Source organism: Adlercreutzia caecimuris B7 (assembly GCF_000403355.2).
Taxonomy (GTDB): domain Bacteria; phylum Actinomycetota; class Coriobacteriia; order Coriobacteriales; family Eggerthellaceae; genus Adlercreutzia; species Adlercreutzia caecimuris.
Window position 1 is genome coordinate 2,285,056 of record NZ_KE159646.1, and the last position, 25,796, is coordinate 2,310,851.

Here is a 25,796-nt window from a genome sequence, read left to right on the forward strand (position 1 = left end):
GCTGTTTTCAGCTCCTTTCCGTCAGCGCAGACTATTCTTCCTGCGGCTCCTCCTCTTCTTCTGAATCCTCCTCTCCCGTCTCTTCGCCTTCCGAGGAGCCCTTGTGCTTGGCACGGCGTTCGTGCAGGGCGACAAGTGCGGCGATGAGGGCGGCCACTACCGCAAGGCACACGAGCGGGAGAATCTTGTTCGTGTCGCCCGTCTGCGCGAGGCCGGTCTTGGGGTTTCCGGGGCCGGGCTTCTCCACGAGATCGACGCTCTGGCCCTCGTCCTCGATGTCCTCGTGCGTGGCCACCACATCCCCGTCGAGCGCAAGGCTCTCGAAGGCCACCATGCGGTGCCCAGCGAGCTCGCTGCCGTCGAAGGAGAACGAGACCTCCACCGAGCCGTTCGGCTCCTCGGGCGTGAACGCTACCATGCTCGTCAGGGGCAGCCCATCCGTCTCGATGGGAGCGGCGGTCGTCCTGTCGATGAGCGTGCCGGTCAGCACGTACTCGCGGCCAGGCTCAAGGTTCTCATAGCGAACCTCGTCGATGATGGTCACGTCGTCGTCTGCCACGGCCTCGTGGTCACCGTCGTCCGCGTCGGTCGCGGTCGTGCCGATCTCAGGCGCGGGCTCGGTCATGCGCACCGTCTGATTCGCGTTGTCGAGGTCACTGTGCTCGAAGACCGTTTCGCCGTTGCGGTACAGCGCCTCGAAGACAACGATGTCGGTCCCTTCGAAGCCGGTGCCGTCGAACTCGAAGGTCACAGTCGCAAAGCCGCTCTTCTTCTCGGGAGTGAACTGCACCTCGCCTTCGACCGGGTTCCCGTCGATCAATACGGGCTCGCCTGTGGCCTTGTCCATCAGGACGCCGCGCAAGGCGTAGCCCTCGCCGGGGACGAGCCCCGCGTAGAACACCTGGTCCTCGATGCACACCGTCGAGTCGGCCGAAACCTCGTGGTCGCCGTCTGCCGCATCGGTCGCGATGGTGCCGATCTCGGGGGCGGACTCCACCTTCACGGTCTGCCCCTCGTCGTAGATGTCCGCATGCGTCGCCACCTCGATGCCCTCGTGCTCAAGGCTCTCGAAGGCGACGATCTCCTTGCCCGCGAGCGCGGATGCGTCGAAGGTGAACTCCACCTTCACGTGCCCGAAGGGCGCGATGGGGGCGAACTCCTTCTCGGACGTGACCTCGGAGCCGTTAACGATGAGCGCCTGGCCCGTCGCCTTGTCCATGAGGGTGCCCTTGACCGTGTAGGTCTTGCCCGGCGCGAGGTTTGCGTAGGCTATTTCGTCGATGACGGTGACGGTGCCCTCGGGCGAGAGTGCATGGTCTCCGTCGGCCGCATCGGTCGCCTCGGTGGCGAGCAGCGGGATGGGCTGGTCGTCCACGGTGCCCAGGTCGATGTCGAAGCCGGTGGCGGTGGTGTCGCGGCTCACGTTGAAGGTGTCCTCCCAGAGAGCGTAGCCCTCGTTCGCCTCGCAGCGGAGCTCTTGGATGCGGTACTCGCCGAAGGGAAGGGCGCCCAGCTTGTCATCGGGCTCCGCCATGGAGCCGTCCTCGCCTTGGCCGAACCAGATGCCGGAGCCCTCCACTACGTCGGCGGTGTCGATATAGTCCTCGCTGAGCAGCTTGTCGTTCGCGTTCACCGCATCCTGGCGGCTCCTCCATTCGGAGGAGGTGTTCAGCATGCCGTTGCGGTCCGTCACGGCCACATGCACCTCTCCCGTGGTCACGTTGGTGATGAGGAAGGGGACGTGCGCGAGCTTGCCGCCCGTGATGGAGCCCTTCTTCTGCAGGTGGGCGTCATGGCGCACTACCTGGTCGCGCCAGAGCAGAGCGTCGCCCTCGCGGTCGCACGTGACGGTCTTGCCGTCCTCGCGTACCTCGAAGGTGCGGGGCTCTCCGTCGGTGAGCAGGTAGCTGTCGTTGGTCGCCGTCTCCGCGATGGTGTAGGTCCCGTAGGGCAGCGTGTCGGATGCGGTCTGGGCCGTGTAGGCTCCCTTCTCGGGGTTCCAGGCCGTCTCGATCACGGCCACGACGGCGCCCTTGGGCCGATAGGTGTCGCCCACCATGACGCCGTGCTCCGATGCGTTCACGACCGTGAACTGGATGCCCTCAAGGGAGCTGCCGAGATACCCCTCCGCATCGGGAGCGGAGTGGTCGGCTCCTCCCAGGGCCTCGCTCTTGCCGAGCTCAAGGTCGTCCTTCTGCACCTGGACGCCTCCGCGAACCACCTCGTTCAGCATGCCGTCGTCCTCGACGAGCTGGTCGAACTGGCCGTCCTCGCGGATCTCGACGATGTGGCTCAAGATGCCCTCGCGCACATATCCGGCGGGGGCCTTCGTCTCCACGACCTCGTAGGTGCCGAAGGGGAGCGCACGCGCGCCGGTTGTCGCCGTCCAGGCGTCGAGCGATTCGTTGTAGCTGGTGGCGATGGTCATGACGGCATCGCCGGAAGCGAACTCCTCGGCCGCCTGGAACCTCCCATCATGGTTCGCGTCGTACCAGATGGGATTGGCGGAGCGGTTGTACACCGTGAACTCCGCGCCCTCGAAGGTCGCATCGCCCTGGGCGTAGTTCCAGAACTCCCCGTCCTCGTGCTCGTAGCGCTCCGCGTCGCCCTTGCCGACGATGAAGCCGCCGCGCTGCGGGTTCTCGCCGAACTCGCGTGCAGGCTGCACCTCGATGACGGCGGAGCCGCCCTGGGCATCGGCCGCGGTGACGCGCAGGCGGTGGACGCCGCGGTCGAGCAGATATCCGCCGGACGGATCGAGCTCGCGCACCTCGATGTCGCCGAGCGGGATGCCCTCGAACACCACGGTGGCGCCGTTCGTCTCGCCCCTGACCGTCTCGGTGGCGCCGCCTCGCTTGTAGCTCGCCTGGTAGAGCGCCCCGTCGAGGGTGGCGTCGCCCTGCGGGCTTCCGTGCCCCGTCTCAGCGTCGAACTTCTTCAGCACGAGGCGCACGGTGATAGGAGGCTCGGCCGAGGAGAACGCGTAGTCGTTGCCGGGGCCGACCTCGTAGACGTTCTCGTCGAGCACGTAACCGGACGAGGCCCGCACCTCCTTGGCGTAGAAGGTATCTCGGGTGGCGCCGAGGCTGCCCGACTCGCCCGCGCCGCTCGCGTCGGTGGTTATCGTCGTCAGCCGGTTGCGATCGGCCTGGGCGTCCGCCCGCGTCCGGTAGATGCCGTAGACCGCTCCCGCGAGCGTGTAGTCGGGGTCGTCGGCCGCCCAGGACCGGGCCGCCGACTTCGACACCTTCACGGTGGTGTGGTAGGTGAACGAGAGGATCACCTGGGTGGAGGAGCCCGTGTAGAGCATGAAGGGCTCGAAGTTCGAGGGCACCTCGCCCGCGCGGCGCAGGATCTTGCGGCCCGTGGCGTCGTCGTTGATGAGGCTCCCGTCGTCGCCGAAGCCGATGACGTTCCAGCGCACCCAGTCGCGGAACCCCTCGGTGCAGCCGAACATGGCGTAGTTGCCGTCCGAGGAGTAGGTGTCGGCCATGAGGATGTGGGCGAGCGCCATGTATCGGTCGGCCGTCATCGGGCCGCCGCCGTACCATTGGCTCGGCCAAAGCGAGGCGTCGAAGCCGGGCGAGCCGTAGGAGAACCAGATGTCGGCTGCCAGCTCCTCGGTGCGCCCGCTGACGGTCGAGAGGGGCGACTTCTCGTAGGTGCCCGCATCCGGCGTGAGCTTGGAGGGGTTTCCGCACCAGGCGGGCTGGCCGTCCACCTCGAACCAGGTGGTGGTGTAGGCGTCGTAGTGGATCTTGTCGCCGACGGTGAGGGTCGCGCCCTGGGCCGCATGCGCCTCGCCCGGCGCGAGGCCGAGCGCGGGCGCGATCATGCCGAGGGCGAGCGCCGCCGCCAGCAGCAGGCGCAGCGCCCTGGCGGGCGTGCTGTTCCGGGTTATCTCCATCACATCGCCCCCTCTAGCGGCCATCGCGGTCCAAAGGGCGGTCTGCGCCCTTCTCCATCGACTCGGATGCCTCCTTGGCCCCCTCGGCGCGCTCGGCGAGTCCCCGGTCGTCCTTTGCGTGCTCCGCTGCGTAGCGCTTGCGCGCCTCGGAGAGCGCCGTCTTGATCTGGTCGGGCGTGACCTTGATGACCTCTTTCTCGCGCTTCCCGTCGTCGCCGACGATGGGGTTGCCCTCGATGTCGCGCACGTCGCGGCGCAGCTGCACCTCGCGGTCGGCCAGAAGCGGGATGTCGCGCCAGTGCTCGCCGCGGAACTTCGAGGGGTTCACGTAGAGGGGGCTGAACTCGCAGCCGCCCACGTCCTTGCCGTCGATGATGGTGTCCTTGGGCAGGCGCACGACGTTGAAGGTCTTCTCCTGCCCGGTCTTCTTGTCGGTGTACTTGATGCCCTCGTGGACGAAGGACTCGTGGAGCGAGATGTAGACGTTCTTCTTGGGGGTGGCGGTCTCTTCTGCCATGGGTTGTCTCCTTTGCATCGTCGAGCGCGGCGGCCGCCGGTAACGGGGGAAGGGCCGCATGCGCTCCTTTGTCGGTCGGTCTTGCGGTTGCTCTTGCGCGCTAGGGGCCGCGCGCGCTGGCGCCCATGCGGGTCAACCTCCCATGATGTCGCGCGCCCATGACCCGCTCTTCACGAGCGAGAGGATGAGCAGCACGCACATGGCGAGGTATTGGAGCGCGTAGGAGAGGCCTCCCACGATGGAGTCCACCACCGGCACGCCCGCGCCTGCGGCGTTGAGGCCGCCCAGCACGATCGGGAAGGACACGAGCAGCACCAGGATGATGACGCCCGCGAGGCACACGGCCACGAAGTTCTTCAGGTAGCCCACGCCCATCTGGCGCGTCTCGTCGAGGGAGGTGAGCGCGAGGGGGATGGGGCTGAAGGCGGCCATGACGTAGATCTGGATGGCGCGCGCCCAGCTCACGACGAGGGCGACCACGTAGGCCACGATGACGACGAGCCACGACACGAGCGCCACCACGAGCATCGCGATGAGGGCGGCCACGTCGTCGTCGGTCGTGGTGATGGAGACCGCCGACAGGTCGAGCGGCATGCCCTGGCCGAACAGGCCGACCACGCGGTCGATGGCGAGCCTCACCACCTCGTAGACGGCGGCCATCAGGTCGAAGCTGTTCTGTATGAGAAAGAGGAACACCGCGAAGAACACCAGCATGAAGACGACCTCCTTCACGCCGGGCATCGTGGCGTTGCCGTCCATCCTCTGCGACACCTTGATGAGCTGCACGGTGAACACGAACGAGAGCATCCCGCACCCGATGGGCAGGATCGCGTGCTGCCACACGCCGCGCACGACGTCGTACATCGTGACGGTGCCTGCCTGCCCGAGCATCTGGTCGAAGCCGGAGGAGAGGACGCCTCCCGCTCCGATGGACTTCAGCATGTCGGCCTGGCTTGAGAATATCCAGTTGCAGGTGTCGCGGAGAATCCCGCAGAGCCAAGCGTTGATGTCGCCCGCTATGTCGGCGAAGGCGGGGCTCGGGCACGCGAGCAGGAGCGCGCACAGAAGCGCCGCCGCCGAGAACGCCACGGCGAACCCGCGGCCCGCTGCCGCCTGCTTGAGGAACGCTGCCATGGGGCGCCGCCTACCCGGCCACGGCGAACGAGCCGTCCTCGTACGCCGCCGTGACGATGGTGGAGGCCGCGTCGTCCAGATGGAACGTCGCGCTCACGCGCCCGCCGCGCACGTCCAGGTACACCTCGCCGTCGAAGGAGGCCGTGGTGGCGGAGGGGGCGTGCGCTGCGCACCACGAGCCGACGGCCGAGGCGAGCTCGGCCGCCTTGCCGTCGATGAGGCCCGTGTAGGGCTCGGCGAGCCCGGACACGCTCACGGCCGTGCCGGCGGCCTTGCCCTGCACGTAGCGCGGCTCCACCGCGAAGGCGTCGCTCGCGACGGTGAGAGCGCCGTCTTTCTCCTCCACGATGATCGAGGCGGAGGTGGCGTAGGGGTCGCCCTCGCGCATGAAGTCGATGTCGAGGTGCTTCTGGCCGTTGCCCTCGCCGGCCTCCTTGGCGTCGAACACGGTCAGCCTCACCGACGTCCCGTCGCTCTCCACGAAGGAGCCCTCCCGGAACTCGATGGTCTTCTCGGGCGCGCCCTCAGCCTGCCACACGTTGCCCTGGAGCAGCTTCGCGATCTCCTGGGATGCGTCCGCGGCCGATGCCGTGCCGCCGGCATCCTGCGCGATGCTCTCGACGGGCGCCTGCGCTTCGCTCTGCGCGCTCTCCTCGACCGTGTGCGCGATCGAGCAGCGGACCGCCGTGCTGCCGATGACGATGGCCACCATGCCAACGGCCGCTGCGAGCATTACCTTGTTCTTCTTCTGCATTCTCTCTCCTTGTCTATCGGAATCGGATGGCGCACGTGAAGTAGGCGATGCCGCTCGCGCGCCTGCAAACGTCCCCGGTGTGGGGCTCGTGGATGTACTCGTCGCCGCCTGCGTAGATGGCGACGTGGCCCGGACGCCAGAGGATGTCCCCGGGCTTCGCTTCGGAGAGCGGCACGCGCCGCCCTGCGGAGGCCTGGTCCTCGGAGTTCCTGGGGATGGAGATGCCCGCTTGCGCGTAGCAGTACTGGGTAAGCCCCGAGCAATCGAGACCGACGCCGGGCGTCGTGCCTCCCCATACGTAGGGAACGCCGAGCTGGCTCACAGCGGCAGCCACGATGGCGTCGCCGTTGGCCGCGCCGGATCGGAAGTCCTCAAGGCTCATGCCGTCGAAGCGGCGCAGCCCGTAGGCGTCCATGGCCGATTTGAGGGATGCCACGTAATCCGAGGAGGTGGCGTAGCCCGCGTCCTTCAAGCCCTCCGCCATCTTGTCGGAGCTCTTCTCGGCGATAGCCTGCTGGATGAGGGCGTTTCCCGAATATCGGGAGTTGGCGAGGAGCACGCGGCTCCTGAACACGATGCACTCCCTGTGCCCCTTGAACACGGTGAAGTCGGCCATGATGCCGACCACTTGGCCCCCATACTCCTCGTTGGTGGCCCACGATCTCTTGCCCGCGACCTCCGGGCAGCCGAGGAAGGACGAGGCCCACTTGATGCCGAAGAGGTTCTTGTCGCGCTCCGCAAGGAGCGAGAGGTGGTCGCCCGCGCCGCTCTCGCAGATGATCTGGGCGAGCGTACATCCGGCGGGGTGCCCGTACTTCTCCTGGCACTCAAGGGCCGCCTCAACCATCTCCACCGTGATGTAGGGAGGCAGGCCGTCGAGCGACGCCTTGGCCGCCTCGCTCTTCCAGAAGCCGAAGATGGCGCTCATGAGCTGCGAGACGACCAGGACCGCGAGCACGAAGCACAGGACGCCCGAGAGCGCCCCTGCCACGGGACCTGCTGCGGAGGCGGCCGCTCCTGCGAGGGTCTTGGCCGCGCCTTTCCTGGTAGCCTCCCCAGCGGCCTTTGCAGCCGTTGCGGACTCGGAGGCGCGAGCCGTCCTGGCTCGCAGCCATGTCCGGCGGGACTGCGCGCGCCGCATCTCCGCCGTCCTCTTCGCGGATGCCTCGGCTTCCGTGCCCTTGCCGATGCGCCTTATCGCCTTGGCCTCCGTCGCTGCCTCTTTCGCAGGCGTGGCCTTCTCGGGGTTGGCGACGGATGCCTTCTCGCGCCTGGCGGCGTGGATAGCGGCCCTCGACGCCCGGTAAGCGTCTCCCGTCCCCTCAAGCTCGTCGGAATCGTCCGCCTCGTCGGCAGCTGCATCGGCAGCGAGCGCGGCGAGGTGCCTGCGCGCTTGGAGGGCCGACTTCGCCTCTTGTGAAGCGGGTTCGTCGGCAGCCTTGGCATCTGCTTTCCCTTCGCCTTTGGAACGGCTCTGCTTCACGGAGGGCTTCGAGCCTTTGGGCTTGCGCCCCTCGGCCCTGCGGTCGCCCGACTTTCGGACGAGCCCGGAGGAGACGGCATCTGTGCGCGTCGCGCGGGCGACCTCGGCCGCATCGACCGCGCCCTCCGTGGCGGACACGGCGGCTTCCGTGGCCGTGGCGGACGCCTGCGCACCCTTGGCTAGTTGCGTCACTGGTCAGCGCCCTTTCGGCGACGGGCCCTCTTGGCGAAGTCGCTCTCGCGCTTCTTGGCGGCTATCTCCTCGGGCTTGGTGTTGAACAGCTCGTAGAGCTTGCCCTTCGGGAAGTCGTCCTTCAAGGGGACGCGAGCGCCGCCCGCGATGAGCAGCCCTTCTCCCGCGCGCACGGACTCGTCGATGTAGGAGGCCTCCTGGGCGCTCATGTCGAGGAGCTCTGCCCAGGCGCGACGGTCGAGCGGCGACTGCTTGTGCAGGAGCACGAAGTCGGAGTTCAGCACCATGTTCCGGGCTTCCTCGTGGTCGAGCATGTAGACGCTGTTCTGCGTGATGCCCGTGGCGATGAGGTTGAACTTGCGGCCCTCCGCCCAGTACTTCGAGAAGTAGCTGATGATGGCGGGGTGCCCGAACAGCGACTGCACCTCGTCGATGTAGAGCCAGGTCGTGATGCCGCGCTCGTAGTTGTAGTACATGCGGTTTCGGACGCTCTCAAGGACGGCGATGATGCCGAAGGCGCGCATGTTCTCGGAGAGGTCCTTGAAGTCGATGTTGGTGATGCGCCTCTCGAAGCCCACGTTGGAGGGATGGTTGAAGAACGACAGCGCGCCTTCGACGTAGCGCTCGTAGCGAAGCGCGATGTCCCGGGCCTCCGGCTCGGGCTGCTCCTTCAAGATGCGGTGGAAGTCGCCCAGCAGCGGATCGCGCCCCGTCTCGGCCGCCTCGCGGTAGGCCGCCTCCACGCACCGGCTGATGATGGACTTGTCGGCCTCGGGAAGGCCCTCGGCCCCTTCCGCCATGGTCGCGGAGGACAGCGCCAGGAAGGCGTCGATCTTGAAGGCCATCTGCGCCGAGGGCGACTGGTGCGCCACGTCGGCCAGGTCGAACGGGTTGAGGTGGGTGTCCGAATCGGGCGCGAACCTGATGGACTCGCCCCCGTTGGCGACGACCACCGGCGAGTACTCGCCAGCGGGGTCGAGAATGATGATCTCGTCATCGGGGTAAGCGAGGATGGTGTTCTCTATCTCGCGCTTGACGGAGAACGACTTGCCGGAACCGGGCTTGCCCGCGACGAAGCCCATGGGGCTCGCCAGGCGCTTGCGGTTGCAGAGCACGAGGTTGGAGGACTGCTTGTTCTGGCCGTAGTAGCCGCCGCCCGTCTGCGCGAGCTCCTGGGTCGCGAAGGGCATCTGTATGGCGACCTGCGCGGTCGTCATCATGCGGGACACCTCCACGTGGTTGTGCCCGAGCGGCAGCACCGAGTTCAGGCCCTCGCGCTGCCGGAAGTCGAGCGCGTCGGCCTCGATGGAGTTTCGGCGCGCGGTCGATACGATCTGCATCACCTGGTCGTCCAGCTGCTCGCGCGTAGGCGCGTAGGTGTAGACGAGGCCCGTGTAGACGTAGAGGCGCTGGTTGCGGTTCTGCAGGTGGTCGAGGAGGTCTTCCGCCTCCTCCTTGGAGTATTTGAGCTCGGAGGGGAGGATCTGGAAGTCGTAGCCCTTCTTCACCGCGCTCATCTGCTCGTCGATTATCTCCTTGTCCATCCACGCGATGCGCTTCTTCACGAAGGCGACGGCCTTTGACTTATCCATGGCCTGCACGTGGATGGAGATGGCGAGCGGGATGGGAAGGTCGATGATGTCGGCCAGGCAGCGGTCGGACAGCTCGCTTCCGAAGCGGTTGATCGAGAGCACCTGCCCCCACGTGTCCTCGGTCTTGAAGCAGGTGCCCGAGCCCTCCGGCTTGAAGTCGAGGGACGTCGGGCAGATGAGGTCCTTGCTCGTGAGGCCGCCAGCTGCACCCACCGCCTCCCAAGAGAACAGGTTGGGCTTGCCGGGACGGAGGAGGCCGTGGATGGCGTCGAGCCGTTCCTCGCCGGAAAGCGGTCTGCTCGCGCTGCGCATCTTGGCGAGCGTCTGCTCCGCGTCGGTTCTCATGCGGGCGAGCTTGGGGATGGCCTCCTCGATGCTCGCGGCACCGACGGAGAACGTGAGGTAGCGCTCGCGCACGAGGTTCGACACGCCCTCGCGCATCTTGTCGTTGAGGATGCGGTTGTACTCCTCCGCATAGGCCGCTGTCGCGGGGTCGCTCGCGTCGAAGAAGCGCTTGCGGCCGATGAGGTCGGCGGGGATGGGGCGGTTCACGACGGCGAGCTGCACGCAGCTTTCCGCGCCGAAGTAGTCGAACAGCTGGCACCACCCGCTGAATATGGCCTGCTGCGTCTCCTCGCGCGCAGACTGGTAGCTGATGTCGTCGAAGGCGAGGGTCTGGCTGAAAAGCCCTTCCTCTACCTGCGCGATGCCGTTCTCGTACATGAGGTCGAAGCCCACGGCCCCGTAGACGTCTCGGGCCGCACGGCGGCGCTTGCGCTTCTCCGCCATCTGGTCGGTGAGCTCGCGCTCCTGCTCCGCCATGCGGCGTCCCAAGGACTTTGATCGCTTGGGACCGGATCCGGGCCTCACGAGGGCCTTCTGCTCGTTCTGGTTGCTAGAGTTCCTTGACACGGCGCTCCGCCCCCTTTCGCTTGGAGGCGCGGCGCGCGCGACGGTCGATCTTCGCGCAGCCGATGGGACCGGCGATGGATGCCGGGCGCGAGCCCGTGGCGTAGACGAGCTTCCCGTCGCCGAGGACGTGCTCTGCGAAGAGCGGCACGAACTTCTCGGGAACGAGGCCCTTCGGCCGCCAGAAGCCGAGCAGCCAGAACGGCATGGAGGCCGCCATGACGGGAAGCGTCACGGCGTCCACGGGAACGCCGAGGCCGACGTTCGCCACTGCGGCGACGGCCACGGCCGCGCCTAGCCCTCCTGCGGTGCAGGCGAGCGTGCGGGCGGAGAGCTTGCCCACCACCTTCTCGGTGTACTCGCCGATGTCCTTGTGCACGGATACGCTCAACATGGCCGCCCCCTATGCCGGGAGCCAGCTCGTGTCGAGCATTCCGAAGTACACGGCGGCCGCGATGATGATGCCGCCGCCCGCGATGGTCGAGATGGCGCTCGCGATCTGCGCGCCGCCCTGCTGCTCGCGGATGGCGAGGCCCAGCGACACCGCGCCCCAGACGACGAGGAAGCCGCCCAGGAACGTCACGCATCCCGAGACGAGGTTGATGATGTTTGCCAACATGGGGTCTTTTTCTCCTTTGCATCTTGCCGCGCGGCCGGGCGCGAGGCCCGGGTGTGGCCGCGCTATCGTTTAGAATCTTTGCCGGGGACGGGTCGCACCCCGTCTCCTTTGCATCGCGGCGGCCATCGCGCTTCGGGTTGGGAAGCCCGGAGGGCGAACCTCGGCACCGTAGGGTGCGGCCGCCGCACCATCACCTCTCCTGCATCCTCCTTTCTGCGTACTCTGCGAAGTCGAAGGAACGGTCGAACGCCGCGCCCTCGTGCCCCGGGTAGACCGAGTGCCACCTGGGGTGGGCGGTGATGTCGTACTTCTTGTCCTTGAGGGGGTCTGTGCCCGCTATGAGCACGATGGCCTCGTCGCGCGGCAGCTTCGCCACCTCGGCGGGCTGCATGAGGTCGCGCTCGATGGTGTTCCAGTTGCGCGTCGATGAGGCGGACTGCCCACGGCTCTCGTTCCAGGTGATCGTGGCGACGGTCTCCTTGCCGATCGACTCGGCTATCTCCTTCACCGTGTCGGTGGACTTGCCGCCCAGAAACAGCGTTGTGTCGCAGCAGTCGATGATCGTGGCCGCGTCGTCCTTGTAGGCGCTCTTGAGCTGGGAGAGGGATTGGAGCCCGAAGGCCATCGAGATGTTTCGGCTTCGCACCACGGCCACCATCTTCTCCACGTCGGGAAGGCGGCCGATGTTGGCGAACTCGTCCATGAGCATCACCACGGGCGTGGGCAGCGCCCCGCCGTAGCGCTTGATGGCGCGCTTGCAGAGGATGTTCATGGTCTGCCACATCATGATGGCGAAGAGGAACGAGTAGAGCGATGAGGTGTCCGACATGACGGCGAAGATGGCGCGGCGCTCGCCCTCGTCGCCGAGGCGGTCCAGCTCCATCTCGTCGTAGCTCACAAGCTCGCGCACCTGCGGTATGGCGAAGGGCTCCATGCGCGTGTTGCAGGACACCAGGATTGATTTCAGGGTCTTGCCCGCAGCGTCCTTGAACATCTTGTAGTGCAGAAGGCAGAAGTCGGCGTCCACGGGGGTCGGCTCGGACACGCGCACCCACCTGTGCGCCCCCGCATCGGGTCGGTACGACACGCGGCGCGTGGGGTCGAAGGGCTCCTCTTGCGCGTCGCCCGCCTTTACGTAGCGCATGCCCGTCTCCGCTTCCTCGAAGAGGAGGTCGAGCGGGCTTCTGTAGTCCTCGTCGGACTCCTTGGCCTTCGCGAGAGAGAGCAGCGTCACGAGCCCCGACAGGGACCGGTCCTCGGGCGGGCAGTGGTAGACGAGGTATCCGATGAGCGCCACGTAGAGCAGCCGCTCGGCGTTCTCCCAGAAGGGGTCGCCCGCGTGCTCCTTGTCGCCCGTGGTGTTGTCGATGAGGCAGGTGACGAACTCAAGGATGTCCGCCTCGTCCTGGATGTACGCGATGGGGTTGTAGTGGAGGGACTTCGAGAAGTCCACGGTGTTGAAGGAGAGCACCTTGTAGCCCTCCGCGTCGAGCATGTGGCCCAGGCGCGGAAGCGACTCTCCCTTGGGGTCGGTGATGAGGTAGTTCGCTGACATCTGCATGACGTTGGGCTCGAAGAACCCGCGCGTCTTGCCGGAGCCGGAACCTCCCACGACGAGCACGTTTCGGTTGCGCTCGTACCTGCGGTCGTGATCGGGTCGGCTCATGGCCATCCCGAAGTGCTCCGTGAGGATGATGTTGTCGAAGGCATCCTCGGTGTTCATGAATCTACGGCCGCCCCGCACGGTGCCCCAGCGGGCGGATCCGTGCTCTTCGCCTTGGCGCTGGGCGGTCCCGTGGGTGAGGGACCACGCCCAAGCGCACCAGACAGAACAGGCGGCCACAAGCCCCGTCGCGAGCGCGGCAGCCTCGAGCGAGAGGGGGCCGTGGCCTATGAGATAGAAGGGAAGATGGGAAAACGCTGCAGTGAGGTTGGAGATGGGGTTGCCGGGAAGCGACAGCAGGCAGGCGGTGTATGCGTTCGCAGCGAGAAAGGATATGACCGAGAGGGCCGCCGCCCAGATGATGCCTACCGCTGTCACTTCGCCCGCATCTCCTGGAAGCGGGGTTCTTTCGAGAGAGCCTTGGTGGTGGACCTCTCGGCCTCAAGGGCCGCCGATGCCTCTCGCGCGTCCTCGGCTCGCTCGTCGAGCGTGCGGTCGTCGCGGTCGCGGGAAGGCTCCTTCTCGTGCTGCTCTCTGATCTTCTCGGCAGCCTTGGCGCAGGCGTCGTCTGTCTCGCGCGCGAGCTCGGCGAACGACTGCCATACTTCCTTCGCGTCCGCGATGCGGAACAGGAGGTATTCCTTGCCGGTCTCCGGGTCAGGGAACCAGGCCGAGCTGACGCCGTGCGCAGCGAGCCTGTCCTCGATGATCCCCTTGATTCCGTCGTAGTCTCCTATTCCCTGGAACTCCTGCATGTCGAGCTTCGCCCACTCGGGCTGCTCGTGCTCGTCAGAGCCGACACCGGCGATCTCCTGCGCAGAGCGGGTGGCGTTCTGGAACGCCTTCTGCATCTGGGCCGCGCGGGTGTACATCGCACGTTCCCCCATGCGCTCCGCGAAGCGCATGAAGTCGTCTATCATCTTGCTTCCGGCTTCGTCGCCGTAATCGCTCGCCATGTATAAGGCTCCTTCCCAAAGGCGGGAAGAGGCCTCCCCGCGCAGCTATCGAATCAAGTGGTTGCTTCCGATTGGCTGTGGGAATGGCGATGGCGCGATGTAGGGGTTGAGGGCAGCGCGCAGCAAGGCCGTACCCGTAGGTACGGCCTTGAAAATGCTCTTCTCGCTGTATGTGCTTAGTGAGCGCAGCGCTCTACTCCTCTCGTTCGTTGGGAAACGAGGCCGCAGAGGCCCGTCCCGTAGTTCTCGATGACCCTCTGGCGGCGATATGCGAGTTCTTCCTTCATGTCGTTGGTGAGGAAGAGGCCCATGTCCAGCCCCATGACGGCGCAGAGCCTGATGAACTCGTCCGCCCTCATCTGGCGCTGGCCGTCGAGGATGTACCACAGGCGCTTGCGGTCGATGGATGCGCGGCGCGCGAGCTCCGCGACACTGATGCCGCGCGCGTCCCGCGCCTCCTCCATCCTTATGACGACCAGCTTTGCGTGATCCATCCTCTTATTCGCCTGCCATCGGTTCGTCTTGCTTCATGTTCGGATTGAACATGAAGCAAGACTAGGAAAAGAAAATACCCTTGCGCTCATATCTGCCCAAATGAGGAAGATCTATTCCCAAATTGGGAATGAGCGCAGCTATGCATTGGGCCAAAAATCGCATTTTGCTCTAGCGCCCTCCTCCGAAGTCTTCAAAGAAGCGATGCCTCGCAGTCTCGAAATCGGCACGAAGCTCCGACGGAAGAAGATGGCGCATATCCAAACTCATCACCGCACATAGACGCACTAGCTCATCAGCATGTAAAGTTCGGTGATTGTTCAAGATTCTCCACAGGCGCTTTTTGTCGATACCCGACCTGCGCGCCAGCTCGGCAACGCTGATGCCACGCTCTTCTCGAACGGCCTCGATTAGCTTGACTATGTAATCTGAGAGTTCCATCTGCAAGCCGAGTCGTTGCTCTATAAACCTTGTTGTCTGAGAACGACAAGCTCGATAGAGGCCCCGACCTTCGCCTTGGTTAGGTCAATCCCGTCACGACACGAGACGACCTTCCTCTCCACCAAGTTTAGAAAATGCCTCTTGCTGCACCCGAGCCCTTTTCGGATTACAGACTCTATGCGCAGGGGCAGATTCAAAGGGTTTTCGATTAGCAACAGAACGTTTTCTCCAGGAGGCAGAGCCTCGCCGTCGATCACGTAGGGCGGAAGGTTCACCTCGGCTCCCAGCCTTTTGAGCAGCTGAAAGTCAAATGCGTGATTAGCGACCAAATCGGGGCTATTCTCCGTATAACCCGCCAAATCGTCATCTTGCGCGGCCGATACCCTGACCCGGGAAAGAATCGGGGCGTTCCAGGTGCAGCCGCACTCAATGCACTTATAGATGAGCCATACGTCCAGCATTTTCCGCTGGGCATTGACTCTGAACATCTCCGAGCACTCGAACTCGGCGACTTGTTTGCACTTCTTGCAATATCTGTTGAGGGTGGGCAGCCCGATAGAGCGCACCCTCCAGGTAGCTTGTTCCACGGTCTTTCGCTTTCTGTCTTGTCGGATTGGCAGAAGCCGTTGAAGGTTCCGGCAAGATGGAGGCGAAGATTACGCGAGCAGGCTACACGCCTGTAGCGCTTCTCAGTCGGAATGCCCTATAGCGTGCCGACTTTGGGTCTTGGCTTCTCCTGGAACGGAGGCCGCGACAGATGGTGTTCGACTACCCGAACTTATGCGATTTAGCTTGAATGATTTTAGGTATAACAAACTAACGGCATAACACCCGTATAACGCGGCCGTCAATCAACGGCTATATGGGTGCCCGAACGGGCGTCGCTAGTAATCCAAACCTGTTCCGATCTCGAAGCGCCGCTTGCCAAAGGCCGCGCTGACTTGCGTTTAATTTTACCAACTCGATGAGTAAATGCGAGGCGCGCATTATAGAACGAGCATTTTGCCTACACGCTTGGTACCTAAAGCGATGACATTCTTCCTCTCTTTGGGAACAACTCCAGCCATTTCGACTTTTTAGTCATACGGTGCGATGCGTCTTTGTAACGAATTGAGAAACCTGCAAAACAGCAATTTGTCATTCGCATAGACGCGCACCCTGACAACCGCATCGAACACTCAGTTGCGCCACAACTGCGCGCTCTGCGCAAGCATGCGCTTGGGGCTTTCGCATCGTTGTGGCGCTTATCCAAACACCCCATCATCGCGGTCAGCGACGCTGGCCGCCTCACTTTCGAGAGGAGGCGACTATGAAGGAAACCTATGGCGAGATGGAGATAGACGAGGCGCGCCTTGCGGCGGCCGATCCGGACGGACTCTACCTGTTCATGCTTGAGCAGTACCCCTACATGATGACCCCCGACAACGTGGCGGCTTTCACCGGCACGACGGGCCAGGAGATTCGCAAGCTGTTGAACAAGGGCGAGATGCAGGGGTGCCGCATCGGCATCCGTTGGCTCATTCCGAAGCTGGGGTTGCTCAACTATCTCTACAAAGATCGCCGCGAGAAGAAAGGCGACACCTATGCAGCTACTGAGATGCGACAAGCCATACAACCTTGATGAGGTTCGCAAAGCGAAGGGTAAGCCCCGCATCGCAAGGGAAGATTCCCGCACGACGCTCTACGAGCTCACAATTCGCGTCCCAAAGGACTACCGGGTCTACCTCGAAGGAAAGACGAAGTTCACGCGGAGGGTCTTCGCCCTCAACCGCCGCGAGCTTCAAAGCGAGGTCAGGGCTTTCGAGGACGAGAAGAACGACGAGCTGGAAAAAGCCATTGCCGAATACAAGCTGGCGCTCGAATCTTCCGAGCGGAAGGCATTGTCGCTCCCCGTAGGCGAAGACGGCTATTGCACCTCGACGCTTACGGAGTACGCAGAGCGCTATGTCGAGGTGAGGAGCCACGGTTCGGTGTCTCCGGAAACCATCAAGAACGAGCTCAACTACCTTCGCTACATCAACGCGACCATCGGCGACAAGATGGTATGCAAGGTCACCTCCGATGACGTGGAGGGATGCCTGATTGCGATACCCCGCCTCTCGCGCCAATGGGGGCAGGATCGCATCAGGCAGCTCGAAGAGAACCGCAAGACCGCTGCCTGGGTCAAAAAGAAGAAGACCCTCGTCACCCCGCTCAAAGAGCCCCCGATTGCCGGTTCGGACACGCAGGCGAAAGTACTCAAGTTCCTGCGGGAGATGTACAACTACGCCTTCGAGAAGGAGCAGGTGCCCAAGAACCCGGCCCATGCACGCTTCCTCAGCCGGGTTTTCAAGCAGAGCAAGCCGCTCATCGACCCGCTGATGGCCGATGAGGCCATGCGGTTCTTGGAGGCCGTCTTGAAGTTGCCGCTTGGCTGGGTCAAGCTGAGCTTCCTTGCGCTTTTCTGCACCGGGATAAGGCCGGAGGAGATGCAGGCACTGATGCCGGGCAGCTTCTTGTTCACCGGCCCGGAGCCCGCGACCCGCATCACCAGCGCGGTGAAGCGTGGCGGTGTGAAGATAGAGGACTACCCGAAGACCGATGCCGGGCGGCGGACCATCCCCAGCGACTCAATCCTGGCCGACACGGCCAAGGAATGGATCGCGGTCAAGTCGCAGATGATAGAGGACATGGGCTTGATGCCCACCATGAGGATGCCGCTCATGTCCGAAGGGCCCAGGCCCTATGCCTACAACACCTGGCGGAAGCACTGGGTGAAGTTCATCGAGGAGAATGGCTTCGAGGGCATCCGCCCCTATTCCCTGCGGCACACCTTCGCAACGCTGAACCTCGCAAACGGCGAGAACATCAAGACCGTGTCGGTGCTCATGGGCCATGAGAGTCCGTCCTATACACTCGACCTCTACGCTGGCTATGTTCCGAATACGGCCATGGGAATAGGAAGCAGATACATTGACTACATCCGTTCCTCCGGCCAGGATTGTGGTTTTATCTATTAGTCGGAGCCATCGAAGAGCAATGGCGTATAATTTGACGGAACGCGGGCGTCGCCAAGTGGTAAGGCACTGGCTTCCCAAGCCAGGATTTCGCGGGTTCGAGTCCCGTCGCCCGCTCCATATGACAAAATCGAACGCCGTCTCGAAGACGGCGTTCTTGCATTCCTATGAGCATTTTGAACTGAAATGAAAACGTGTCGATTTTTCCCGTCTTTTATCCCGTGCGCTTGTTACAATGAAAGACGGTTTACAAATCTTACGAGGTCAGAAAGGCTTTTCAAGAGAAATTGCACCGGGTAGTGCAACAGCTTGGGAAGCTTGGGCCTTACCACTTGGCGACGCCCGCAATGGGAAAACATTATACTCTAACCTCCTTAAAACCCTCGATCATTTCAGCAAATCATCACGAGCGACGCCTAGGTGGCGGCTCGAAGGAAGCTCATGGAGGGCTTCAGGCCCTGGTCCCTCGCCGCCTCCGACTTGAGCTCGATCCACGCCCGCGCGGTGTCGGCTGTGTAGTCGTCCACGGGAACCGACCGGCGACCGGCATCCGACTTGGGGTAGTCCTTGATGGTCTTCCCGTCACGGTCGAGCGCGCCCGTGATGCTGATGATGGTCTCGTTGCCGTCGAAGACGATGCTCCCCGCGCGGACGGCAAGCATCTCCTCCGGTCTCATGCCGGTGTTGAGGAGGAGCAGGCGTGGGATCCGGTTGCGGACTGCGGGGCCTCGGCTGAGCTTCTAGTGGCCGCGGTGCTTCTGCTTGCGCTTCTCCGTCCGCTTGGCAAACTGCTCGCGCCTGCGTTCTTCCTTCTGCTGCCGGGAAAGCGCCTCGCCGGATTCTATCGCCATGGCGCGCTGCTCTGAGAGAGTCTGCTGCGCCTTGGTCCCGCGCCAGGCGTCCGATCGCATCTCCTTCTCGATCATGCGGCGGAGCCTCTTGGGGCTGATGCGCTTGGACTCCTTGGCCTCGACCTGGACCTCGTGCGTGAAGCGAAGGTCGTTCCAGTGGTCGCGGATGAAGTCGGACACCTCGGGCGTGGTGGGCTCTGCCCCGAAGACGTGCTTCGCCACGCTGTAGCCGTCGCCGTCCTCGCGCTCGACGAGGCCGACCCAGAACGGCTCCTCGAAGCGCACGGTGAGTTTGCACAGGCTCATCGCTGTCCCTCCTTTATGTAGATGACGAACCTGAAGGAGGGACAACCAAGGAGGCAGGTTACTGACGGCACGACGCAGGAGGGCGGCCGCACCCCGACTACCCGACGGGGCCGTGTTTTTACCTTCGGGGGAAGTATACCGCAGGAGAAACGGAAAAGCCCTCCGCCTGAAGACAGAGGGTTTCGGCGAGCATGTTTCTGACTGCCCGTCATGAGCACGGGGCGAGACGATTGCTACCTTGACAGGTTCCTTCGCTCCCACAGCTGGAGGTAGACGAAGCCGACGACCGCGGGAAGAACCGGTGCCGCCGCCTGCGCTGCGTAGATTCCAATGAAGCCGCAACCCAGGGGGACGGACAGGAGCCAGGCCAGCCCTGCCCTCATGGCGAAAGCGTCGATAAGGGAGTTCGCCAGGGCCAGCTTCGGCGCGCCCGAGGCCAGGGCGAATGAGTCGAGGGCGTACATTGCCGCGTAGAAGATCCCGTTCACGCTGCAGGTGATGCGAAGGTAGAGGACTGCTGCGTTGATGAGCTCCCGGCTCGAATCCCCGAAGAGCGAGACGAGCCATCCCGCGCCCAGCTGCACGACGATCTGGATGCCCACAGTGGCGGCAATGGCCACGAGGCAGCCCGACTTGGCGAATGCGATCGCCCGCTCGGGCATCCCGGCTCCGATGCTCTGCGAGACCGCGGCGGAGACGGCCTGGCCGACGCCCCAGCAGGGAAGCCCCGCGATGGTGCTTATCTTGAGGCCGACTCCGGAGGCGGCGGCGATGGTCGGGCCGTAGGAGTTGAGCCATGCGGTCACGAGGACGTAGGAGAGGTTGATGACGGCCTGCTGCACGGCCATGGGGGCGCCCACGCGGAGGACATCCCGTGCGGCCGCGATCGCTTTCCCCCGCTCCCGGGCTTCGCGCATGGAGCGGAGCACGCTCCGGGCGGAGGCGTACCTGTGTCGCGCGAGCCACAGGGCGAAGACCGCCCCCGCTCCCTGGGCGGCCACGGTGGCGATGGCGGCGCCGACCACGCCGAGGCCGGCGCCCGCGATGAGGATGAGGTCGAGGGCCACGTTCGCCGCGGCAGAGAAGGCCATGATGGCGAGCGGGCCGGCGGAGTCCCCCTGCGCCCGCAGGAACGCGCACGCGGCGTTGAGCAGGAAGAGGCCGGCTGTGCCCAGAGAGACGATCTCGAGGTACGCGGCCGTTTGGGCGAGCGAGGCGTCGGGAACGCCCATGAGGGTGAAAATGGGCTTCGCGAACGCGCAGCCTGCCAGCGTGATCGCCGCAGCCCCCAGCAGGGCAACTCCAAGAGATGCGATGAATGCGCGGCGCTGGCCCTGCTCGTCGCGAGCACCCACGCGGTTGCCCACCGCGACGGTGCAGCCCGACATGAACCCTATGGCTATCGAGCTGATGATGAAGACGATGGCGGAGGCGTTGCTGATTGCGACAAGCCCCGTCTCGCCGACGACGTTGCCGACGACGCCCATATCGACGAACTGGTAGACGTATTGGAGGAGGTTCGCCGCGACGAGCGGGGCGGAGAACGCCGCCAGGCGCTTCGGGGCGCTTCCCTCCAGAAGGGATGACGTGTGATCTGCAGATGCTGACATGGAAAGCCTTTCGATGGGGTGAGAACAAAAAGGAACGGACGCATGCCCGTTCCCGTGCCCATCGTTCGTCTGCGCAAGCCGAAGCAACCCGTAGCGGGTTGCGGGGGCCGACGATTTATCAGGCTTCGCTCCGGTCAGCGTCTCGTCTGTGCGCTTCCGGAGCCGCCCCAATGCAGAGCTTCATGGCTGTTCCTGTCGATGCGATTACTCAAGCACATGGATTATCTCACCGGGCGCATGGGCTGGCAAGGGGAGCTCGCACGCTAACGCTAGCGGCTCATCAGTTTCACGCCGAGCCTGACCAGGGCCGGGAGGCCGGGAATCTGAAGGCGCCGCTTCACCGACGTCAGCTCGCTCGGGATCTGGACATGCTGAGGGCACTTCTCAAGGCAGGCTCCGCACTTGACGCAATCGCTCGCGAAACGTGCCTCACCCACCATGGCCCCCGATGCCGTGATGTACTGGTGCATGCCCTGGTACCAGCCGTGAGCGAAAGACGTGTTGTAGGCCGCGAAGCACATGGGGATGTTCACCCCTTTGGGACAAGGCATGCAGTACCCGCATCCCGTGCAAGGAATCCGGTAGCTTCGCGCGATGTGCTCACGGGTCTTTGGACGCATCTTCCCTCGAAGGCCTTAAGGCTGCTTCGGCCGTTCTGGCGGCAATGCTCGCCTCGCACAGGGACTTCGGAAGGCTCGGGGCGCTTTTGGCGAGCATCATAGAGACCAACGTGCGCCTGGAATGCCTCGTCGAATGCAAGCGCGAGATTATCGCCATGATGACCGAGGGGTCGAGCCTGCTTATCGCATGGGGCCTCATCGATGATTCTGCCGACTCCGCCAGGTTCCTCATGGATTTGTCGGATTACGCTTCCGGGCTCTACCCCGCGACCCATCCGCTTCCCATTCAGCGAGCCGCCTGCGAGGAAACGGGATACCCCATCCTGTCTTATGAGGAATCGCTGCGTGACTTTCTAACCGTTCAGCTCGTCGGCTATAAGGCGCTGAGGGAGAAGCGGCGCGACTCGTGACCTTGCAAAAACGTTAGGCACGCGTAAGGCGAATCGATGGCGGGAGGAAGCCCCCTCCCTTAGGCTGGTTCCAACCTTGGATTGGAGCCGCCCATGATCTTGAAGCTTGCCATGCGCAATGTGCTGCGCTCGGCGCACGACTACTCGGTATACTTCGCCACGCTGGCCTTTGCGGCCTGCCTGCTGTACTCCTTCACGGCCTCGGGCGACTACCTCCTGTCCCTCGACCTTACCGCCGACCAGCGCGACATCTACGGGTCCGCCTCCATGGTCACCCAGGCGTTCTCGGTGTTCTCGGCGCTTGTTTTCGCCTTTTTGGTAACCTACGCCAACCGCTTCATCCTGCGGCGGCGTTCCCGAGAGTTCGCTACCTACGGGATCATGGGAATGGAGCCGGCGACCATGGCCCGCATCCTGGTCTACGAGGGATGCGTCGCCGCTGTGGTCGCGCTTGGGGTCGGCGTGCTTGCCGGAGTGCTCGCCTCGCCCCTCTTCGGCGCCATTGCCGCATTCGTCTTCGATGCTCCCTGGCAGCCCCTGCTCGTCTTCTCGGCCGATGCCGCCCTCTGGACTGCGGCATGCTTCGCCGGCATTATGGCGCTCGCCCTTGCCTTGGAGGTTCGGAGTCTGCGCAAGCATTCGCTGGTCGAGCTGCTGGATGCCGACGGCGCGCCCGAGCAGCCGAAGGGGGCCGCTCGGCTCTCCGTGGGCCTCCAGACATCGCTGGCGGCAGTCCTGCTTGCTGTTGTCTGGGGCTCTTGCCTGTTCCAGCCGACGCAGTTCATCGTGTGGATTCTGCCCATGGGGGTCGCCGCCGTGCTGGCCACCGGCATGCTCTTCCGGGTGTGGGCCATCAGGCGGCCGGCCCGCGCGTACCGTCGGCCCGAGCGGCTTCTGGCGGGCCTGCGCCTCTTCGACCTGCGTCAGCTGCAGGCCCGCATGTCCCTCAACGCGAACGCGATGGCATGTACCTGCGCACTCATGGCCGTGGCGGTCTGCATGATGGTCGCCGGGCTCGCGTTCAGCGTCGGCATGCGGGACGGATCCGGGCGGCTGAGCGATCTGACGCTGGCCCCCATCGGCTACGTCGGCATCTTCTACGGGATCACGTTCCTGATCGCGGCCGCCGCCGTGTTGGCCCTGCAGCAGCTTGCCGGCGCCGCCGACGACCGGAAGGCCTACCGGCTGCTCGGGAATCTGGGCTGCGATGCCTCCATGATGCGGAAGAGCATCCGGTCCCAGGTCGGCACCTGCTTCGCGGCGCCGCTGGTCTTCGCGCTCGTCCACGACGTCTTCGGCCTGGCCCTGGTGGCGTTTGTGGCCTCCGTGCTGGGCAGCGCGCAGTTTCCCCTCATTGTGGCGGGAGTCGTGGGGGTCACCGCCGCGCTTTTGGGCGCGTACTATCTCATCACCTGCAGGGAGTGCGGCCGCATGCTTTTGCGGGAAGAGGGCCGGTGAGCCGAGGCAGGCGAGACCTTTGCCGCTCTGCCGCCGAATCCGGGGGTACTTTCGGTTGACCGGCGGCATGGCGGGCGGGGCTGCCTCACACGAGCGAAAAAGCCGGCCTCTGCCTCTTCGTGCTCGGACGGCTCTGCCGCGCGCTCGCCTCCGCTTTCTCAGGGGACAGCGGAAAGGGCGCCTGTTCCCGCCTCACTTTTGCACGTTGGCAAAAAACTGGCGCGCCATGGGGTCGCGTAGTGGAACAATGAAACGGAGAGTTCCCAGCGAGCGGAGGCAACCTATGACCACGACTGAAACTGCAACGGAGTTCGCCATCGACGAGCTGCTGTCCGACGGCATCACCAACACCCCGCCGTCGTTCGTGCGCGCCATTCTGAAGGCGGCGTCCGATCCGGCTATCACGTCCTTTGCGGGCGGCCTGCCCAATCCTATTTCCTTTCCCCAGGAAAAGCTCATGGAGTCGATGCAGCGCGTGGTGGCCGAGCGTGGGCCTGAGGCCTTCCAGTACTCGATGACCGCGGGCATTCCCGAGCTGCGGGAATGGATCGCCGAGCGCTACAACCACCGCTTCGGCACCGACTACACCGCCGATGACGTGCTGGTGACCACCGGCTCGCAGCAGGTGCTCGATTTGCTGGGCAAGGTGCTGCTGGACAAGGGCGACGGTGTCATCGTGGAAAAGCCCACCTACCTCGCCGCTATCCAGGCCTTCGCGCTACAGCAGCCGGTGTTCCGCGAGGTGGAGCTCACCGAGGAGGGCCTGAACACCGACGAGCTGACGGTGGCCCTCGAAGCCGGCGCGAAGATGATCTACCTCATTCCCAACTTCCAGAATCCCACGGGCCTGACCTATACGGCCGAGAACCGCGCGAAGGTGCGGGAGATCCTGGCTGGTCGCAACATCGTGGTGGTGGAAGACGATCCCTACGGTGAGCTTCGCTTCGAGGGAGAATCGCTGCCCTATATCGGGGCCACGGCGCTGCCCCACGGGGTGGTCATGGGCTCGTTCTCGAAGACGGTGACGCCGGGCTTCCGCATGGGCTACCTGCTGACGAAGGACCATGAGCTGCTGCGCCGCCTGAACACGGCCAAGGAGGCCGCCGATTTGCATACCAACGTGTTCTCCCAGTTCGTGGTGCTGGACTATCTGCGTCACAACGACTTGGACGAGCACCTGGTGAAGATTCGCGACCTGTACCGCGACCAGGCGCAGGCTATGACCGATGCCATGGCGGAGTTCTTCCCGGCCGAGGTGTCCTTCACCAAGCCCCAGGGCGGTATGTTCCTGTGGGCGACGCTTCCGGCGGGCATCAACACCATGGATCTGTTCCCGAAGGCGCTCGCGCGCTGCGTGGCCTTCGTGCCCGGCGAGCCCTTCTACGCCGAGCCGGGGAGCTATTCCACTATGCGTCTGAACTTCACCAACGCCGATGCCGACACCATTCGCGATGGCATCCGTCGCTTGGGCGAGGTAATTGCCGAGGCGTTATAGGGCTCTGGGGTCTTTCGGGTCTATCGACGAGGAGCAGCCCGCTCACGCGCTTCGGCGCGGGGCGGGCTGCTTTGGTTTCGGGGTGCTGCGGACGCGCACGATGACGAGTTCCCGGGGTGACGTGCTCGGCCCGAGCCAGCCCATGCTTGCGCAGAGCGCGCAGTTGTGACGCAGCTCGAAATGAGTATTCGATGCGGTTATCAAGGTGCCTGCATTCCGTATATATCACCGATAGTTCCGGAGATGCACATTTCACGAGCAAGGCTAAAACTCTGCGATTCATCCGAGAAAAAGATGTTCCAAATTGAGAAGAAGGTGTCCCGTTTCGATTTGCTCTGCCGTGAAACTTTGCAAAGACTTTACGGGCCTCTGACAAGGCGCACTTACAGCTTGGTCATACTTGAGCAGAGCCTCCTCTTAGGCTCCCTCCTGTGAGAGGAGGCGTCTTTCAGAGAAAGGAATCGACATGACCAAAAACATGACAAGGAAAGTGCTCACTATCGCTGCTGCGGCGATTCTCACGCTCGGAATGATGAGCGCCTTCGGCTGTTCTTCACCCGAAACCCAATCGGGGAGTCCCAGCGCATCCGAGGCGCAGACGAGTAACCAGATATCGGTTTACTCGCGTGAAGATGGCTCAGGCACGCGCGGTGCGTTCATAGAGCTTTTCGGACTTGAGGAGAAGGATGCGGCTGGCAACAAAGTCGACATGACCACGGCCGCCGCTGCCATCACTAATTCCACTTCGGTGATGATGACCTCTGTCGCCAGCGACCCGGACGCCATCGGCTACATCTCCTTGGGCTCGCTCAACGATACTGTCAAGGCCGTCAAGATCGACGGCATCGAGGCAGCGGCGCAGAACGTGAAGAGCGGCGACTACAAGGTGTCCAGGCCATTCAACATCGTGTTCGCCGAGAACCTCAGCGCACCGGCACAGGACTTCGTGGACTTCATCATGAGCTCCGATGGTCAGGCGATCATCGAGGATAACGGCTACATAGGCGTTGACGAGAATGCGGCTCCCTTTACCGCTACTGGCGCAAGTGGCAAAGTCGTGATCGCGGGATCCTCCTCGGTCACCCCCATCATGGAGAAGCTCGCCGAAGCGTATAAGGCCGTGAATCCTGACGTAACCATCGAGGTTCAGCAATCCGACTCCACCACCGGCGTCAACATGGCCATCGAGGGCACGTGCGACATCGGTATGGCATCGCGCGACCTGAAGGATTCGGAGGCTTCGTCCGGGGTCAGCGCCACGGCTATCGCCAAGGACGGAATCGCCGTGATCGTCGCCCCCGCATCCATCGCCGACAGTCTCACCAGCGACCAAGTGAAGGCGATCTTTTCCGGTGAAGCGCTCACGTGGGCAGAAGTGATCGGCTAGCTAT

The 25,796-nt window shown here is 64.0% G+C and carries 23 protein-coding genes and 1 tRNA gene; 7 read left to right on the forward strand and 17 right to left on the reverse strand.

The genetic code is table 11. The features are described from left to right. Positions 1-31 precede the first annotated feature (31 nt). From C811_RS13230 to C811_RS13285, 13 genes are all read right to left on the reverse strand, one after another. Positions 32-3,907, reverse strand: coding sequence for a VaFE repeat-containing surface-anchored protein (locus tag C811_RS13230; protein WP_016310172.1), 3,876 nt, complete (start codon positions 3,905-3,907; stop codon positions 32-34). 13 nt (positions 3,908-3,920) lie between these two features. Next, positions 3,921-4,424, reverse strand: coding sequence for a hypothetical protein (locus C811_RS13235; RefSeq protein ID WP_016310173.1), 504 nt, complete (start codon positions 4,422-4,424; stop codon positions 3,921-3,923). A 132-nt stretch (positions 4,425-4,556) separates the two neighbouring features. Next, complete coding sequence (locus tag C811_RS13240; RefSeq protein ID WP_016310174.1) at positions 4,557-5,558, reverse strand: VirB6/TrbL-like conjugal transfer protein, CD1112 family; 1,002 nt, start codon at positions 5,556-5,558, stop codon at positions 4,557-4,559. 10 nt (positions 5,559-5,568) lie between these two features. Next, complete coding sequence (locus C811_RS13245; protein WP_016310175.1) at positions 5,569-6,312, reverse strand: hypothetical protein; 744 nt, start codon at positions 6,310-6,312, stop codon at positions 5,569-5,571. A 13-nt stretch (positions 6,313-6,325) separates the two neighbouring features. Continuing rightward, on the reverse strand, positions 6,326-7,987 hold the full coding sequence (locus tag C811_RS13250) for an NlpC/P60 family protein (protein WP_016310176.1): 1,662 nt from the start codon (positions 7,985-7,987) through the stop codon (positions 6,326-6,328). Further along, on the reverse strand, positions 7,984-10,449 hold the full coding sequence (locus tag C811_RS13255; RefSeq protein WP_035009621.1) for a VirB4-like conjugal transfer ATPase, CD1110 family: 2,466 nt from the start codon (positions 10,447-10,449) through the stop codon (positions 7,984-7,986). The genes C811_RS13250 and C811_RS13255 overlap by 4 nt, the downstream gene beginning before the upstream one ends. 25 nt (positions 10,450-10,474) lie before the next feature. Then, positions 10,475-10,882, reverse strand: coding sequence for a PrgI family mobile element protein (locus C811_RS13260; protein WP_016310178.1), 408 nt, complete (start codon positions 10,880-10,882; stop codon positions 10,475-10,477). 9 nt (positions 10,883-10,891) lie between these two features. After that, a complete protein-coding gene (locus C811_RS13265; RefSeq protein WP_016310179.1) occupies positions 10,892-11,107 on the reverse strand; it encodes a hypothetical protein in 216 nt (71 codons plus the stop codon). 190 nt (positions 11,108-11,297) lie between these two features. Beyond that, positions 11,298-13,148 carry a VirD4-like conjugal transfer protein, CD1115 family gene (locus C811_RS13270; RefSeq protein WP_016310180.1) on the reverse strand — a complete coding sequence of 617 codons (1,851 nt, stop codon included), beginning with the start codon at positions 13,146-13,148 and terminating at the stop codon, positions 11,298-11,300. Beyond that, on the reverse strand, positions 13,145-13,726 hold the full coding sequence (locus C811_RS13275; RefSeq protein WP_016310181.1) for a hypothetical protein: 582 nt from the start codon (positions 13,724-13,726) through the stop codon (positions 13,145-13,147). Before C811_RS13275 ends, C811_RS13270 begins: the two co-directional genes overlap by 4 nt. Before the next feature lie 176 nt (positions 13,727-13,902). After that, positions 13,903-14,220: a helix-turn-helix domain-containing protein gene (locus C811_RS13280; RefSeq protein ID WP_016310182.1), complete on the reverse strand. Its 318-nt coding sequence runs from the start codon at positions 14,218-14,220 to the stop codon at positions 13,903-13,905. A gap of 169 nt (positions 14,221-14,389) precedes the next feature. Then, positions 14,390-14,659: a helix-turn-helix domain-containing protein gene (locus tag C811_RS0103985; protein WP_022926632.1), complete on the reverse strand. Its 270-nt coding sequence runs from the start codon at positions 14,657-14,659 to the stop codon at positions 14,390-14,392. Positions 14,660-14,679: 20 nt separating this feature from the next. Continuing rightward, positions 14,680-15,246 (reverse strand): DUF1062 domain-containing protein, encoded by a 567-nt coding sequence (locus tag C811_RS13285; protein ID WP_016310183.1) that lies wholly within the window; start codon positions 15,244-15,246, stop codon positions 14,680-14,682. A gap of 722 nt (positions 15,247-15,968) precedes the next feature. Between C811_RS13285 and C811_RS13290 the strand changes: the two genes are divergently transcribed. The 3 genes from C811_RS13290 (at position 15,969) to C811_RS13300 (ending at position 17,775) form a co-directional block, all read left to right on the forward strand. Then, positions 15,969-16,280: a helix-turn-helix domain-containing protein gene (locus C811_RS13290; protein ID WP_016310184.1), complete on the forward strand. Its 312-nt coding sequence runs from the start codon at positions 15,969-15,971 to the stop codon at positions 16,278-16,280. Then, a complete protein-coding gene (locus tag C811_RS13295) occupies positions 16,243-17,658 on the forward strand; it encodes a site-specific integrase (protein WP_016310185.1) in 1,416 nt (471 codons plus the stop codon). The genes C811_RS13290 and C811_RS13295 overlap by 38 nt, the downstream gene beginning before the upstream one ends. Positions 17,659-17,699: 41 nt before the next feature. After that, positions 17,700-17,775 (forward strand) — tRNA-Gly (locus C811_RS13300). A 296-nt stretch (positions 17,776-18,071) separates the two neighbouring features. Here the strand turns inward: C811_RS13300 and C811_RS13305 are convergent. From C811_RS13305 to C811_RS13320, 4 genes are all read right to left on the reverse strand, one after another. After that, positions 18,072-18,317, reverse strand: coding sequence for a hypothetical protein (locus C811_RS13305; protein WP_016310187.1), 246 nt, complete (start codon positions 18,315-18,317; stop codon positions 18,072-18,074). Between the two features lie 78 nt (positions 18,318-18,395). Then, on the reverse strand, positions 18,396-18,812 hold the full coding sequence (locus C811_RS13310; protein ID WP_016310188.1) for a YjdF family protein: 417 nt from the start codon (positions 18,810-18,812) through the stop codon (positions 18,396-18,398). A 233-nt stretch (positions 18,813-19,045) separates the two neighbouring features. Beyond that, entirely contained in the window at positions 19,046-20,422 is a 1,377-nt protein-coding gene (locus tag C811_RS13315; protein WP_016310189.1) for an MATE family efflux transporter, read from the reverse strand. A gap of 269 nt (positions 20,423-20,691) precedes the next feature. Continuing rightward, a complete protein-coding gene (locus C811_RS13320; protein ID WP_084811526.1) occupies positions 20,692-21,042 on the reverse strand; it encodes a 4Fe-4S dicluster domain-containing protein in 351 nt (116 codons plus the stop codon). Between C811_RS13320 and C811_RS13325 the strand changes: the two genes are divergently transcribed. The 4 genes from C811_RS13325 (at position 21,033) to C811_RS13340 (ending at position 25,792) form a co-directional block, all read left to right on the forward strand. Beyond that, positions 21,033-21,452 carry a hypothetical protein gene (locus C811_RS13325; protein ID WP_022926635.1) on the forward strand — a complete coding sequence of 140 codons (420 nt, stop codon included), beginning with the start codon at positions 21,033-21,035 and terminating at the stop codon, positions 21,450-21,452. The genes C811_RS13320 and C811_RS13325 overlap by 10 nt on opposite strands. 93 nt (positions 21,453-21,545) lie before the next feature. Further along, a complete protein-coding gene (locus C811_RS13330; RefSeq protein WP_016310192.1) occupies positions 21,546-22,910 on the forward strand; it encodes an FtsX-like permease family protein in 1,365 nt (454 codons plus the stop codon). 283 nt (positions 22,911-23,193) lie between these two features. Next, entirely contained in the window at positions 23,194-24,405 is a 1,212-nt protein-coding gene (locus tag C811_RS13335; protein WP_016310193.1) for an aminotransferase-like domain-containing protein, read from the forward strand. Between the two features lie 466 nt (positions 24,406-24,871). Continuing rightward, the gene (locus C811_RS13340; RefSeq protein WP_016310194.1) at positions 24,872-25,792 is read left to right on the forward strand and encodes a substrate-binding domain-containing protein; all 921 of its coding nucleotides are present in this window, start codon (positions 24,872-24,874) and stop codon (positions 25,790-25,792) included. Positions 25,793-25,796 lie beyond the last annotated feature (4 nt).

Coding starts and splice junctions, on each gene's coding strand:
- C811_RS13230 (WP_016310172.1), bottom strand. CDS start 3,907: ATGGAGATAACCCGGAACAGCACGCCCGCCAGGGCGCTGCGCCTGCTG.
- C811_RS13235 (WP_016310173.1), bottom strand. CDS start 4,424: ATGGCAGAAGAGACCGCCACCCCCAAGAAGAACGTCTACATCTCGCTC.
- C811_RS13240 (WP_016310174.1), bottom strand. CDS start 5,558: ATGGCAGCGTTCCTCAAGCAGGCGGCAGCGGGCCGCGGGTTCGCCGTG.
- C811_RS13245 (WP_016310175.1), bottom strand. CDS start 6,312: ATGCAGAAGAAGAACAAGGTAATGCTCGCAGCGGCCGTTGGCATGGTG.
- C811_RS13260 (WP_016310178.1), bottom strand. CDS start 10,882: ATGTTGAGCGTATCCGTGCACAAGGACATCGGCGAGTACACCGAGAAG.
- C811_RS13265 (WP_016310179.1), bottom strand. CDS start 11,107: ATGTTGGCAAACATCATCAACCTCGTCTCGGGATGCGTGACGTTCCTG.
- C811_RS13275 (WP_016310181.1), bottom strand. CDS start 13,726: ATGGCGAGCGATTACGGCGACGAAGCCGGAAGCAAGATGATAGACGAC.
- C811_RS13280 (WP_016310182.1), bottom strand. CDS start 14,220: ATGGATCACGCAAAGCTGGTCGTCATAAGGATGGAGGAGGCGCGGGAC.
- C811_RS0103985 (WP_022926632.1), bottom strand. CDS start 14,659: ATGGAACTCTCAGATTACATAGTCAAGCTAATCGAGGCCGTTCGAGAA.
- C811_RS13290 (WP_016310184.1), top strand. CDS start 15,969: ATGAAGGAAACCTATGGCGAGATGGAGATAGACGAGGCGCGCCTTGCG.
- C811_RS13295 (WP_016310185.1), top strand. CDS start 16,243: ATGCAGCTACTGAGATGCGACAAGCCATACAACCTTGATGAGGTTCGC.
- C811_RS13305 (WP_016310187.1), bottom strand. CDS start 18,317: ATGCTTGCCGTCCGCGCGGGGAGCATCGTCTTCGACGGCAACGAGACC.
- C811_RS13310 (WP_016310188.1), bottom strand. CDS start 18,812: ATGAGCCTGTGCAAACTCACCGTGCGCTTCGAGGAGCCGTTCTGGGTC.
- C811_RS13315 (WP_016310189.1), bottom strand. CDS start 20,422: ATGTCAGCATCTGCAGATCACACGTCATCCCTTCTGGAGGGAAGCGCC.
- C811_RS13320 (WP_084811526.1), bottom strand. CDS start 21,042: ATGCGTCCAAAGACCCGTGAGCACATCGCGCGAAGCTACCGGATTCCT.
- C811_RS13330 (WP_016310192.1), top strand. CDS start 21,546: ATGATCTTGAAGCTTGCCATGCGCAATGTGCTGCGCTCGGCGCACGAC.
- C811_RS13335 (WP_016310193.1), top strand. CDS start 23,194: ATGACCACGACTGAAACTGCAACGGAGTTCGCCATCGACGAGCTGCTG.
- C811_RS13340 (WP_016310194.1), top strand. CDS start 24,872: ATGACCAAAAACATGACAAGGAAAGTGCTCACTATCGCTGCTGCGGCG.